General features: G+C 40.7%; 15 protein-coding genes. All 15 read left to right on the top strand.

What is annotated here, in order from left to right:
* The first annotated feature begins 222 nt into the window (after nucleotides 1-222).
* Nucleotides 223-1,275 (top strand): helix-turn-helix domain-containing protein, encoded by a 1,053-nt coding sequence (locus NSS80_RS11575; protein WP_041117847.1) that lies wholly within the window; start codon nucleotides 223-225, stop codon nucleotides 1,273-1,275.
* On the top strand, nucleotides 1,268-2,776 hold the full coding sequence (locus tag NSS80_RS11570; RefSeq protein ID WP_041117845.1) for an ATP-dependent DNA helicase RecQ: 1,509 nt from the start codon (nucleotides 1,268-1,270) through the stop codon (nucleotides 2,774-2,776). Before NSS80_RS11575 ends, NSS80_RS11570 begins: the two co-directional genes overlap by 8 nt.
* A complete protein-coding gene (locus NSS80_RS11565; protein WP_024422830.1) occupies nucleotides 2,773-3,414 on the top strand; it encodes a CPBP family intramembrane glutamic endopeptidase in 642 nt (213 codons plus the stop codon). Before NSS80_RS11570 ends, NSS80_RS11565 begins: the two co-directional genes overlap by 4 nt.
* Complete coding sequence (locus NSS80_RS11560) at nucleotides 3,359-4,141, top strand: LysM peptidoglycan-binding domain-containing protein (protein ID WP_041117841.1); 783 nt, start codon at nucleotides 3,359-3,361, stop codon at nucleotides 4,139-4,141. The genes NSS80_RS11565 and NSS80_RS11560 overlap by 56 nt, the downstream gene beginning before the upstream one ends.
* Before the next feature lie 64 nt (nucleotides 4,142-4,205).
* Nucleotides 4,206-4,661, top strand: a complete 456-nt coding sequence (locus NSS80_RS11555; RefSeq protein ID WP_025093048.1) for a DUF2663 family protein — start codon at nucleotides 4,206-4,208, stop codon at nucleotides 4,659-4,661.
* Nucleotides 4,662-4,747: 86 nt separating this feature from the next.
* Nucleotides 4,748-5,536, top strand: coding sequence for a metallophosphoesterase (locus tag NSS80_RS11550; protein WP_025093049.1), 789 nt, complete (start codon nucleotides 4,748-4,750; stop codon nucleotides 5,534-5,536).
* 165 nt (nucleotides 5,537-5,701) lie between these two features.
* Nucleotides 5,702-6,280: a genetic competence negative regulator gene (locus tag NSS80_RS11545; RefSeq protein ID WP_024422826.1), complete on the top strand. Its 579-nt coding sequence runs from the start codon at nucleotides 5,702-5,704 to the stop codon at nucleotides 6,278-6,280.
* 196 nt (nucleotides 6,281-6,476) lie between these two features.
* A complete protein-coding gene (locus NSS80_RS11540) occupies nucleotides 6,477-7,751 on the top strand; it encodes a Glu/Leu/Phe/Val dehydrogenase (protein ID WP_007500982.1) in 1,275 nt (424 codons plus the stop codon).
* 124 nt (nucleotides 7,752-7,875) lie between these two features.
* Nucleotides 7,876-8,847 (top strand): YpdA family putative bacillithiol disulfide reductase, encoded by a 972-nt coding sequence (locus NSS80_RS11535; RefSeq protein ID WP_024422825.1) that lies wholly within the window; start codon nucleotides 7,876-7,878, stop codon nucleotides 8,845-8,847.
* Nucleotides 8,848-9,001: 154 nt separating this feature from the next.
* Nucleotides 9,002-9,658, top strand: a complete 657-nt coding sequence (gene prsW / locus NSS80_RS11530; RefSeq protein WP_024422824.1) for a glutamic-type intramembrane protease PrsW — start codon at nucleotides 9,002-9,004, stop codon at nucleotides 9,656-9,658.
* 134 nt (nucleotides 9,659-9,792) lie between these two features.
* Nucleotides 9,793-10,704 carry a spore cortex-lytic enzyme gene (gene sleB, locus NSS80_RS11525; RefSeq protein WP_024422823.1) on the top strand — a complete coding sequence of 304 codons (912 nt, stop codon included), beginning with the start codon at nucleotides 9,793-9,795 and terminating at the stop codon, nucleotides 10,702-10,704.
* 16 nt (nucleotides 10,705-10,720) lie between these two features.
* Complete coding sequence (gene ypeB / locus NSS80_RS11520; protein WP_024422822.1) at nucleotides 10,721-12,070, top strand: germination protein YpeB; 1,350 nt, start codon at nucleotides 10,721-10,723, stop codon at nucleotides 12,068-12,070.
* A 102-nt stretch (nucleotides 12,071-12,172) separates the two neighbouring features.
* The gene (locus NSS80_RS11515; protein ID WP_041117839.1) at nucleotides 12,173-12,820 is read left to right on the top strand and encodes a flagellar brake domain-containing protein; all 648 of its coding nucleotides are present in this window, start codon (nucleotides 12,173-12,175) and stop codon (nucleotides 12,818-12,820) included.
* A 63-nt stretch (nucleotides 12,821-12,883) separates the two neighbouring features.
* Nucleotides 12,884-13,066, top strand: coding sequence for a DUF5359 family protein (locus NSS80_RS11510; RefSeq protein WP_024422820.1), 183 nt, complete (start codon nucleotides 12,884-12,886; stop codon nucleotides 13,064-13,066).
* 71 nt (nucleotides 13,067-13,137) lie between these two features.
* Nucleotides 13,138-13,815, top strand: a complete 678-nt coding sequence (cmk, locus tag NSS80_RS11505; protein ID WP_024422819.1) for a (d)CMP kinase — start codon at nucleotides 13,138-13,140, stop codon at nucleotides 13,813-13,815.
* The last annotated feature ends 117 nt before the right edge of the window (nucleotides 13,816-13,932 follow it).

Below are 13,932 nucleotides of genomic sequence, written 5' to 3'. Positions count from 1 at the left end.
ACCTTTTTAGTTTCACCGATAAAAAACAATTTCCTCAAACCTTATTGTAATGATTTTAATTTCACATTTCAACTGTAAAGTGATTGAGAATGCTTATCACATAAGGGTTTGTTCATAACTTTCCCCCACAAATTGAGTTTAAACATTTCTTCTTCTATGAAATCTGTTAAAATAAAGGGAGAAAATATTCGAATTTTGTCAGGAAGACAGGTGCTTTGGCGAATGACTCTTCATTACTTGGATGTCATGTTAATGGACAGCGTATATAAATTGAACGGCGAACGCTCCATAAGTGCTGTCTACCATCTTTTTAAAGGAAAAAAATCATCACAAACCATACAGGATGCCAGTTTGTTTCAGCTTTCAAAGTATTTCGGCTGTTACCCGGGGTTTACGAGGGATCAGCTGAATCGCTCTACTATAAAGCTTGACGAAAAGCACTACATCAAAAAAACAGGGGAGACATTCATTGTTACAGATGCAGGACAACAAATGCTAAACCAGCATTTCTCAGAAAAACCGATGCCCGCTTATTTTCATGGTGCCAAATATCATGATAAAGCAAAGGTGTTATGGATGAGGCTCTCGTTACTTGTACAAGTGCTGTCTCACCATCTGGCTGGATCGCATCAATATGTCCCAATACAAAGAGATGTATCTGTACAAAGCTGGACGAAATCCTTCTTAAAACAGCATCACGAGAAGAATATGCTTTCGGAAGAGCTGCATCATGAACTCGAAAAGCTCCTTAGCCGTATAAGTGATCAAGAGGCGTTGATATTTGTTTATTCATTGACCTCAAATGAAAGAATTGGGCGTACGTATCAGCAAATGGCAGAGTGGCTAAAAGAAGATGTGTGGTATGTGTACCTGCTTTTTTGGAATGTCCTCCATTATTTTATTCATGCTGCCCAAAAAGGTGAGGCGCAGCTCATGCAAAAGCTCGTAGGTGACCTTGAATTCAAACGCGTGCTGACAACCTCTACTCACAAAACGCTCGAGCTTGTGCAAAAAGGCTTTGATATTGATCAAATTGCTCACATTCGCTCTTTAAAAAAGGCAACGATCGAAGACCATATTGTCGAGCTTTCCATACATGAACCGAGCTTCTCAATAGAGCCGTATGTGAGCGAAGAACAGCAGCAGGCCATTCATGCAGTAGCTAGAGAGCTTCAAACAAATAAGATGAAGCTGATTAAAGAAAAACTCGAACATCCATTTACTTATTTTCAAATACGATTGGCTCTGACAAGGATGGTGAAAGCAAATGGATAAGCTTCATCAGACGCTCATGCGATATTTTGGTTACGACTCATTTAAAACGGGTCAAAAGGACATTATTCAAAGTGTACTGAATCAAAAGGATACGGTGGCCATGCTGCCTACTGGCGGCGGGAAATCCATCTGCTATCAAATTCCCGGCTATATGACAGATGGATTAGTTCTCATTATTTCGCCGCTGTTATCGCTTATGGAGGATCAAGTCGAACGAATGAAAATGCGCGGAGAAAAACGAGTGGCGGCACTGAACAGCACATTATCTTTTCAGGAGAGACGACATATCATTCGGCATTTGCCATCATATAAATTTTTATTCGTCGCCCCTGAGGCATTAATGTCAGAGGTGCTGCTAGAACAGCTCAAATCGATGCATATTGGTCTGTTCGTCGTCGATGAAGCCCATTGTATATCCGAATGGGGGCATGATTTCCGTCCGGAATATTCCAAGCTGGGAGAATGGAGAGAAGCGTTAGGTCATCCTGTCGCCTTAGCACTGACGGCAACTGCAACAAAACAAACGCTAAAAGATACCGTACAAACGTTAAGATTGCAGCATCCAGACTTTCATATCCATTCTGTCAACCGGCCAAACATCGCATTGGTCAAAGAAGCGCACGAAACGAAAGAAGCAAAAGAAAAACGGGCTATTGAGCTTGTTGAATATCTGCAAGGCCCCGGTCTGATTTATTGTCCAACCCGGCAAATGACAGAAGATATGGCGCTCATTATGAAACAAAAAACCCATCAGCGTGTAGAGTATTACCATGGCGGGATGGATGCAGGAGACCGTATGCTTATTCAGCAGCAATTTATCAGCGGACAGCTTGATCTTATTTGTTGTACAAGTGCTTTTGGAATGGGAATTGATAAAGCAAATATACGATTTGTTATTCATATGAGCCCGCCGCAGTCAATTGAAGCATTTATGCAGGAAATTGGAAGAGCAGGACGGGACGGGAAAAAGAGTGTCAGCATTCTTTTATATACAGAAGAGGATGCGGACATTCAACAGCATTTAATACAAGCAGAGGGCTTTGATGAGCCAGAAATTGATTTCTTCTTAGCCAGGCTGACACAAATGCAGACAAATGATGAAAAGAAATTACGTGAACAATTGATGGAATCAGGGCTTCAGGAGACACGTGCAAGAATGCTGATTCATTATTACAGGATGTATCAGTCTGACGAGCCGCGTGTGCTGCTGATGAAACTGAAAGAGAAATTGCAGGACAGACAAACAGAAAAACTGAGAAAAGTGTGGCAATTTAAGGAGCGGATCACAGATCATGGCTGCTTTAGACAATCTCTGTTATCATACTTTTACGAACAGCTTGATCAACCAGAGAGCGCATTCTCTGGCAGCTGCTGCTCTTCTTGCGGACTTGACCTGTCTGATTATGAAAAAAAAGATCAACCATTGGAGCTGAATGAAATGAAACACTGGAAGACCGTGCTGGATCGTATGTTTCATCTGACAAAAGAGGCGCAGCATTGATTGAACAACATCGCCGGATCATCGAAAAATTAACCGATCGACAAGTGGTAGAACAGCTGTATTTCACGCAGCTGCTGATGCTGGTCATTTCCTTTTTACTAGGTATATTTATGTTCGATCATTGGACAGATTTCACATCTCTTTGGGAGATCCAAGATGCGCGGATACTGACCTATGGAATTGGCGGCGCTGCGGTTGTGATTATTGTGGATGCGATTGTCATGAAGGTGTTTCCTGCTCATATGTATGATGATGGCGGATTAAATGAAAAAATGTTCAAAAACCGCAGCATCCCGCATATTGTTTGGTTAACACTGCTCATCGCCTTTTCAGAGGAAATTCTATTCCGAGGGATCGTCCAGCAGCAATTTGGACTGGAAATTGCCAGTATTGTGTTTGCGCTCCTTCACTTTCGCTACTTATCAAAAATACTCTTGTTTATCCTTGTGGTTTCTATTAGTATTTTTTTAGGACTTTTATACGAGTGGACGGGGAATTTATTTGTTCCTGTCATGACCCATTTTGTCATTGACTTAGTCTTTGCTTGTCAAATTCGTTTGAAATATAGGGGGAGGGATGAACATGGAAGAAATGTCGAGAATGAAGAGAAAGAAGGAGCAGCTGACAAACATCCATGACGATGTAGAGGAAATTTTTGAAGAAGAAGTAGAGCCTTCAGATGACTCTCACTTTCCTACACGAGAAGATTTCCATGAATATAAAAAGCAGCGCACGAAAAAGGTGCGCAATCCATTGTTTACAACACTGGCTATTATCTTTCCTATTATTGTCGTCACGGTGTTCTTCCTTTTGATCTACTACACATCAAAGGAAATCAACCATAATAATAATCAAGATGTATATAATATTGATTCTACATCAAGTGCTGACACAGACCCAGTCCCGTCAGCACTTGCCGAAACAAAAAATGACTCAAGCGCTGATAAAGCGGATGCGTCTGATGATGAGAAGCAAAAGAAAGAGGAAGAAAAACAGCGATCGAAAGAAAAAGCTGAACAGAAGAAAAAAGAAAAAGCTGCTAAAGAGAAAGAAGAGCGTGAACAAGCAGCGAAAGAAAAAGAACGCGCGAGAGCTGAAGCTGCCAAAAAGCGTGAACAGCAGCAACTAGCCTTGCAAAAGCAGCAGGAAGAGAAAAAAAGAAAAGAAGCCGAAGAGAAAAAGAAGCAGGAAGAAAAGCCAGTCCGTGTCGTGCAGCACACTGTTGGTCCAGAGGAAAACCTGTATCGAATTTCAATGAAGTATTACAAAAACCGTTCGGGTGAAGAGAAAATTAGAGCCTATAATCACTTAAAAGGTAACAGCGTGTATAGTGGTCAAGTGCTGAATATTCCACTAGAAAACTAATCACCTGACATGAATGAAGAAGCACGCACATACATATGTAGAAAAAAGGGACAGGGTGTATGTGATGACATTACACGCAATCAGCCGATATATGGATCAGCCGACGCAGAAGATGATGGAAACATTGATCAAAAGAAAGCATAAATATGAGGGTTTTGCCAAGCAGTGCAAAAGATGGCAATGGACAGCCCTTCTATCGCTGGCCATTCTTTTGTTTTATTTTGTGATCACGGCAAATGCGGGAGGCGGCTCGCTTCAGCCGGAAGCCATGATTGCCACACTGCTTGGGCATGAAGTATTTCTGTTTTGGATCATGGCCGAGGTCTTTGCTTTTTACGCATCTTATTACTATAAGAAAAAAGAAGAAAAGGCTGAGGATGAATATCATCGGCTTCGATGTGAAATTATACAAAAAAGCACAGATTTATGGCCGCAGTCAAATCAGTGGAAAGAGCGCGAGACGGTTTTTCACTATATGCAGAAGCAGTATGACATTAATCTCTATTATGAAAGTAAATAAATGAGAAAAAAGACGTTTAACAGTTGAAACGTCTTTTTTCTTTCAAGCGTCTTATGAAAGAAAGATACGTAAGGGAGCCATTTGTGATGAAATATGCCATCGGATTTACTGCCGCCATTGCGGCTGTTACAACAGGTGTGTGTGTAACGGCAAAAATGGTGAAAACGGCAAAACAAAACAACATCAAAAAGCATTATTTTACAATAGAAGCACTTCAATCAGACCGGCCTGCTGTCATTTTCTTTATTTCTGATACACACAGACGTCTCATCAGTGACACTTTATTAGCAGAAATCAGACAGGAAGAGCCAGATGTGATTATGATTGGTGGAGATTTAGCAGAAAAAGGTGTGCCCTACGCAAGGATTGAAGAAAATGTGAAACGTTTATCAAGAATTGCGCCGGTTTATTTTGTTTGGGGAAATAATGATCATGAGCTGCACCAGCAAAGGTTTAAAGAAATTCTTCATGCATACGATGTCACGACTTTGCAAAATGAAACGGCTGTATGGAATTTCGAAGGCCAGCGAATCAAAATCGGAGGAATTGATGATATTCGGCTTGAAAAAGCAGATTATGAAGCCATACGGCCTGAGTTTGTGAAAGATGATGTCAATATTCTCTTATCACACAATCCAGATGTGCATCATTTGATGAGTGAAGAAGAGGGAATCGACCTTGTCCTGAGCGGTCATACGCATGGGGGACAGATCCGAATTGGGAAATTTGGTCCGTATGAAAAAGGAAGAACAGGCCAGGTCAAAGGTGCGTTCTTTCTCATTAGTAATGGCTACGGGACCACAAAAATTCCTATGCGTCTCGGAGCAGAACCAGAAACCCATCTGATCTATTTAATGCCTCTAAAAACGCGTTAACTTGCGGCACCCTCAATATTTTCCATAAAAGTCACCGTAAGCATAGCTTCATGCTTGTCTTCCGTCTTGACACAGTGTAAACTGAATACAAAATTAAGAACCTATGACTCATCATCTCATATACTACAGTATGATGTGTGTTTAGAAGAGGCAGGAGGGAACGTTATGCGACTGGAGCGTCTGAATTATAATAAAATCAAAATTTTTCTCACACTAGATGACCTGACAGACCGAGGTCTTACGAAAGAAGACCTTTGGAAAGATTCGTTCAAAGTCCATCAGCTGTTTAAAGACATGATGAACGAGGCGAATCAGGAGCTCGGTTTTGAAGCGAATGGACCGATTGCTGTTGAAGTATTTTCTCTTCAGGCGCAGGGGATGGTCGTCATTGTCACAAAGAGTCAGCAGGAAGATGCTGATGATGAGTTTGATGAAGATTACATTGAGATGCAAGTCAAGCTCGACGAGAGTAAGCATGTGCTCTATCAATTTGCCTCGTTTGAAGATGTGATTCAACTGTCCCATAGTTTAAGTCGTATTGGACTTTTAGGGGGTACAGTTTACCATTATGAAGGTCAATATTACCTCAGCTTGGATGATGTTGGAGAATTATCTGCTGATACAGTCATTTCGATTTTAGCAGAGTTTGGTTCACCTACGACACTCACCATCCACCGGCTAAAAGAATATGGAAAAGTGATCATGCAAGACGATGCTGTGAAAACGATTCAAATGTATTTTTAATCACTTTTATCTATTATATTTAATACTGTTGTGATGAAACAACAGTATTTTTTTATATCCTTTTTTATATTTATAAACGCTGATATTTTATTTTAATAAAAAACGCTTTTTACCTTTGCTTTACCAGTACGAAGGTGTATACTATTGCTTGAAAGGGAGCAGTAGATCATGAAAGATTTCTAGGGGGTTTATTTTAATGGCAGCCGATCAAAACGCCGCTCATAACGCAGAAGATAAGCTAGATGTTTTAAAGTCAACTCAAACCGTCATACATAAAGCGCTAGACAAATTAGGGTATCCGCAGGAAGTGTATGAATTGCTGAAGGAGCCAATTCGTCTATTAACGGTCAAAATTCCAGTACGTATGGACGATGGATCGGTGAAAATTTTCACTGGTTACCGTGCACAGCACAATGATGCTGTCGGTCCAACAAAAGGCGGAATCCGTTTCCACCCGAACGTTACGGAAAAAGAAGTAAAAGCGCTTTCAATTTGGATGAGTTTAAAATGTGGAATTGTGGATCTTCCTTATGGCGGAGGAAAAGGCGGTATTATCTGTGATCCAAGAGAAATGTCATTCAGAGAGCTTGAAAAACTAAGCCGCGGCTATGTTCGCGCCATCAGTCAAATTGTTGGACCAACAAAAGATGTTCCAGCACCAGACGTGTTTACGAACTCTCAAATTATGGCATGGATGATGGATGAATATTCTAGAATTGATGAATTTAACTCGCCAGGATTTATTACAGGGAAGCCAATTGTTCTTGGAGGATCACACGGACGTGATACTGCAACAGCAAAAGGTGTGACGATCTGCATCAAAGAAGCGGCGAAGAAAAAAGGAATTGACATTAACGGAGCTCGTGTTGTCGTACAGGGATTCGGAAATGCAGGAAGCTACTTAGCTAAATTCATGTATGATGCTGGAGCAAAAATCGTAGGGATTTCAGATGCATACGGCGGATTATACGATGAAGATGGTCTAGACATTGACTACTTGCTTGACCGACGTGACAGCTTTGGAACCGTCACTAAACTATTTAACGATACAATTACAAACCAAGAGCTGCTTGAGCTGGATTGTGATATCTTAGTACCTGCAGCCATTGAAAACCAAATCACAGAAGATAATGCGGCAAACATTAAAGCCAAAATTGTCGTAGAAGCAGCAAACGGTCCAACGACACTGGAAGGAACCAAAATTCTTTCAGATCGTGGTGTACTGCTTGTTCCAGACGTGCTTGCGAGCGCGGGTGGTGTAACTGTTTCTTACTTTGAATGGGTTCAGAATAACCAAGGGTTTTACTGGACAGAAGAAGAAGTTGAAACTCGTTTAGAAGATATGATGGTGAAATCATTTAATAATATTTATGAAATGGCGCAAAACCGCCGAATTGATATGCGTCTTGCTGCATATATGGTCGGTGTACGTAAAATGGCTGAAGCTTCTCGATTCAGAGGCTGGATTTAAGCGGCTGATTTGCATCGCGCCTTAAAATCTCCTATCCTTAAATAGGAGATTTTTTTATGGAATGGAACAAAGAATCAAACAGCCCAGCAATTGTTATTGCAGTGAAATGACAGGAGTGGAACAAATGAAACAAGAAAAAGCGATCATAATAGGAGGCGGCCCATGCGGGTTATCAGCTGCCATCGCATTCAAGCAAATTGGGATTGATGCACTTGTGATTGAAAAGGGGAATGTCGTGAACAGTATTTATCATTACCCAACACATCAAACCTTTTTTAGTACAAGTGAAAAGCTTGAAATCGGTGATGTCGCTTTTATTACTGAGAACCGTAAGCCCGTTCGTATTCAGGCACTTTCTTATTACCGAGAGGTCGTCAGACGAAAAAAACTGCGTGTACATGCTTTTGAAAAAGTAAACGCCGTGACGAAACAAGATGGCCGTTTTACGGTAAATACATCAAAAGACAACTATTCATGTGATTACGTCGTCATTGCGACTGGCTACTATGATCATCCAAACTATATGAACGTCAAAGGAGAAGACCTTCCTCACGTATATCACTATTTTAAAGAAGGACATCCATATTTTGATAAAGATGTGACGGTGATCGGCGGAAAGAACTCCAGTGTGGATGCTGCGCTAGAACTTGTGAAATGCGGAAGCAGAGTCACTGTGCTGTATAGAGGAACCGAATATTCATCCAGCATCAAGCCTTGGATACTACCAGAGTTTGAAGCGCTTGTCCGTAATGGAACCATTCGAATGGAGTTTGGTGCGCAGGTGAAAGAAATCACAGAAGAAGATGTGATCTTTACAAACCAGCAAAATCAAACGGATCGAGTGAAAAGTGACTATGTATTTGCTATGACTGGCTATCACCCAGATCATTCTTTCTTAGAAAAAATGGGTGTCACGATTGATCCAGAATCAGGCCGTCCAGCATTTGATGAACAGACGATGGAAACGAATGTTGAAGGTATTTTCATTGCGGGAGTCATTGCTGCTGGAAATAATGCCAATGAAATTTTCATTGAAAATGGAAGATTTCATGGCGGCCTCATTGCAGAAGAAATCAACAAAAGAATCAACGGATAAAAAAAGAACTGAATCCTTCAAAGGGGTTCGGTTCTTTTTTATATAAATTGGGATTATATAGAAAGATATTTTAGAAAAATGGGCTCGAGTCATATAAAAAAAGGGTAAATCATGGTACGATAATGAAGGATAATGTAGGGAAAGAGGTCTGGTTATGATCGCAATCATCTCAGCAGGTTTAGCTCCCGGCATCGCACTTTTAAGTTATTTTTATTTGAAAGATCAGTACGACAATGAGCCGGTTCACATGGTCATCAGATCTTTTATGCTAGGTGTCATACTTGTGTTTCCAACCATGTTTATTCAATATGTCCTTCAAGAGGAAAATATCGCAACAAACCCTATCTTGATTTCATTTGTGACGTCGGGCTTTTTAGAGGAATCATTAAAATGGTTTATTTTAATGGTCAGCGTTTATGCACATGCCCAGTTTGACGAACACTATGACGGAATTGTGTATGGAACGAGTGTCTCACTTGGTTTTGCAACACTTGAAAATATCCTTTACTTAGTCGGTCACGGGGTCGAATATGCGTTTACCCGTGCTTTATTACCTGTATCAAGTCACGCATTATTTGGTGTTGTGATGGGTTTTTATATCGGAAAAGCCCGCTTCTCTGATAAAAAAGAGCAGCGCAAATGGCTGATCCTTTCTTTAACGCTCCCTGTGTTGTTTCACGGCCTGTATGATTTCATTCTATTAGGGATGAAAAACTGGGGATATATCATGGTGCCGTTCATGATTTTTTTATGGTGGTTTGGTTTAAGGAAAGCAAAAAAAGCCCGTGCGGTAAAAATGGTGCAAATTTAATTTTGGAAAACGTCCTATTTGTTTATAGGGCGTTTTTTTGTCTTTTCCATCCAATTCTCTCCTGTGTTGAATGTATAAAAATAGGGATCGGAAGAAACATATATTCAAACATCAAAAGTACAGGAGGATCAAATATGGATAAAGCTCGTTTCATGAAACAAATTGTTCTTATCTTCTCAATCGTTCTTCTTGCGTCTTCACTTTTGACAGCCAGTAAAAGTGAAGCCTTCACCGCCCAAGTCATCCAGCGCGGGGCAACAGGAGAAGATGTAGTCGAGCTGCAAGCGCGGCTCCAATACAATGGTTTTTACAATGGCAAAATCGATGGCGTCTATGGCTGGGGAACGTACTGGGCCGTTCGCAACTTTCAAAGCCAATTTGGCATGAAGAAGGTCGATGGACTTGTAGGTGAGAAAACAAAAAGCTTATTAGTTCAAAAGACGAAATACTACAAAGAGTTTGTTCAAAAGCAGCTGCAGGAAGGGAACCAGTTTACCCATTATGGCGGGAAGCCTCTTGATCAGCAAACAAAGGCTCCTGCGCAAAGAAGTTCGCAAAAAAAGACAGCCCAAGGTACAAACGAAAATCAAAAAAGTCAAAGTGGATCATCTGGGAAGTCTGGCAATCAGTCAGGCAGCCAGCAGGGAAATCAAACACCAAAACAAACAGCAGCCAACATGCCTGGTGGTTTTTCTAGTAATGACATTCAGCTCTTGTCGCAAGCTGTGTACAGTGAAGCAAGAGGTGAGCCGTATGAAGGACAGGTGGCCATCGCGGCCGTTATCTTAAACCGTTTGAACAATCCGACCTTTCCAAATACGATCGCAGGAGTCATTTTTGAACCGCTTGCGTTTACTGCTGTAGCAGATGGGCAATTTTATATGACGCCAGATGAAACGGCAAAAAAAGCTGTATTTGATGCAATCAATGGCTGGGATCCATCTGAGAGCGCCATCTATTACTTTAATCCTGATACAGCAACAAGTCCATGGATTTGGGGAAGACCACAAATTAAACGAATCGGGAAACATATATTCTGCGAATAAAAAGAGGTGTAAATAAATGATCAGAGGAATATTGATTGCTATTTTAGGAATTGCTGTCATCTCAACAGGTTATTGGGGCTATAAAGAACATCAAGAAAAAGACGCCGTACTGCTTCATGCTGAGAACAACTACCAAAGAGCATTCCATGATTTAACGTATCAGGTGGATCAGCTGCATGACAAACTGGGCGCAACACTTGCGATGAACAGCCAAACATCCATCTCACCAGCACTTGCTGATGTATGGAGAATGTCATCAGAAGCGCATAACAATGTCAGCCAGCTCCCGCTTACATTGATGCCTTTTAATAAAACGGAAGAATTCCTGGCGAATGTCGGAGATTTTAGCTACAAATCATCAGTCAAATCTTTATCAGATGAACCATTAAATAAAGATACGCACAAAACCATTACAGCTCTATATAATCAAGCGTCAGATATCCAAAACGAACTTAGACAAGTGCAGCACCTCGTACTTAATAAAAACTTAAAATGGATGGATGTTGAAATGGCGCTCGCTGACGGCGATCGAAAGAACGACAACACCATCATTGACGGGCTGAAAACAGTCGAGAGAAATGCAGATGCATTTGCAGATGTCGATCTTGGGCCTACAAATGTGTCCACAGAAAAAGAAACACAAGGCTACAATCATTTAAAAGGCGATAAGATTTCAAAAAAAGAAGCGATCCGCATTGCACAGCAATTCACACCAGACCATAATCAACATTTTAAAGTGAGAAAAAGCGGCAGCAAAACCAATCGCGACGTGTACAGCTTATCGATGTCTGATCCAGACAGCCATGCAAACTTTTATCTAGATTTAACTGAAAAAGGAGGACACCCAGTCTACCTACTTCAGAATCGTGACGTGAAAAAACAGAAAATCAGTTTGAATGAGGCATCAGAAAAAGCACTCAGCTTCCTAAAGAAGCAAGGGTTTGACACAGAATCGTTCCATTTAGATGAAAGTGCACAATTTGATAATATCGGTGTATTTACCTATGTTCCTCTTCAGAAAAATGTTCTGCTTTATCCAGATAGTATACGCATGAAAGTCGCATTGGACGATGGTGAGGTTGTTGGGTTTTCAGCGAAGGATTACTTAACGAATCATAAAACACGAGACATTAAAGCACCTAAAATCTCGCAAAAAGAAGCGAAGAAAACATTAAATCAGCATGTAAAGATCGAAGATACTCATTTAGCGATTGTGCAAAATGATATGTCAGAGGAAGTTCTGTGCTATGAGTTCCTCGGAACGATAAAAAACGATACGTATCGCATGTTCATTAATGCAGATACTGGAAAAGAAGAGCGAGTAGATAAACTAAAAAACGCAGAACCTATATATAAAGACCTATAAAAAAGGAAACGAGGAAAAGGCTAATAAGTCTTTTCCTTTTGTTTTAGACATGGTTTAATATAGGAGAGGATACGATTTCACAGATGAAAAGAGTGATGAGGAATGTTACAAATAGGGGATGCAATCACAATTGAATATGTCAATGAGAACAAAGAAGTGAAAACAGCAAAATCGAAGGTTTTGGAAAATAATAACGATGATATTTGCATTAATTATCCAGCTGATAAAGAAACGGGACGCACCATCTACTTAAACCAGCAAACAGAAATCACCGTCTTCTTTTTTGACGAAAACCAAATTCCATACAAATGTACAAGCGAAGTCATCGGAAAAAGAAAAGAAGATATTCCGATGATTGTCATTTCCATTCCGCCAAAAGAAGAAATGATTCGCCTTCAGCGTAGAGAATATCTGAGAGTGGATACGATGGTCAAAGCTACTATCATGCAAACGGACGAAGAGGCCTTTGAGACGTTTATTGTAAATATGAGTGCTGGCGGCGTAGCAATCTCTGTTCCTGAGGGCGTGTCATTGAAAGAATATGGAGAAGTGGTCACAGAGTTTGAACTTCCCCTAAAAGAGCCCGTGAAAATAAAAGCGGTTGCAGAGATGAATCGAGTATATGAAGATGAACAGTCTGGCAAAAAAAGAGCGATCATGGAGTTTTCAGAGATCACAAATGACCACCAGCAGCACATCATGAAATACTGCTTCCAGCAGCAGCTTTTAACACGTGTGAAAAAAGCATAAGAATAAAGGGTGTAAAAAGCTTCCATACTAGAGAGGAAAGAATCTAGCGTGGAGGCTTTTTGTATGAAGACAATGGAAAGATGGTTATTGAAAGTGGTGCTCATTCAGCTTGTTTTATTGCTCACTGTTCAGATCACACTTCATTTGACGAAAGGAGAACTTTTTTTGTCAAAAGTCGTGCAGTATGAGGGTGTGAACAACATGAGCATTGAAGAATGGATTGAAACGTTTAAGCAGAAGGATTGATAGAAAATTCCCCCGTTTGAGCGGTGATCGTGTTACAATTCATAAGGGAGATTCAATCAAGGAGAGGTATTATGAAAAAGAAATTATCTATTGCAATTGACGGTCCTGCAGCAGCAGGCAAAAGCACTGTGGCAAAAATTGTCGCAGCCAAAAAATCATATATTTATATTGATACAGGTGCTATGTACCGCGCGATTACACTTGCGGCACTCAATCAAGGTGTAGATCTTGAAGACGAACAGGCACTTGATTCATTACTGAAAAAAACGGTCATTGAACTAGTCACAACAGACGAGGGTCAAAAAGTCCATCTAAACAATACGGATGTCACAGAGGATATTCGCACAGACCGCGTAAGCAACCAAGTATCGGTTGTTGCAAAGCACAGAGCTGTTCGGGAAGAAATGGTCCGCAGGCAGCAAGAGCTTGGCAAACGAGGCGGCGTCGTTATGGACGGAAGAGACATAGGCACTCATGTACTTCCAGATGCTGAAGTGAAAATTTTCTTGCTTGCATCAGTAGAAGAAAGAGCAAAACGCCGCTTTGAAGAGAATCAGAAAAAAGGCTACGATGTCAATTACGATCAGCTGATCGAAGAGATTGCAAGACGCGATAAGCTTGATTCTGAGCGCGAAGTTTCACCTTTGAAGAAAGCAGATGGCGCCATTGAGATTGACACCACTTCCCTTTCTATTCAAGAGGTGGCAGGGAAAATTTTAGATGCAGCAGACCGCGTGGAGAAACAGTAAGAAATTTTAGAAAACTTTTATAAGTTAGAGGTTTATCTCTTGACAAACAAGGTCTTTTATTAGAAGTTTATACTAATACTATTTTTATTGATCATTCAAGCAATTATATTGATTTGA

Origin of the sequence: Bacillus sp. FSL M8-0350, from assembly GCF_038593345.1 — a bacterium.
Taxonomy (GTDB): Bacteria; Bacillota; Bacilli; order Bacillales; family Bacillaceae; genus Bacillus; species Bacillus safensis.
This window is presented reverse-complemented; position numbering and strand designations above follow the sequence as displayed.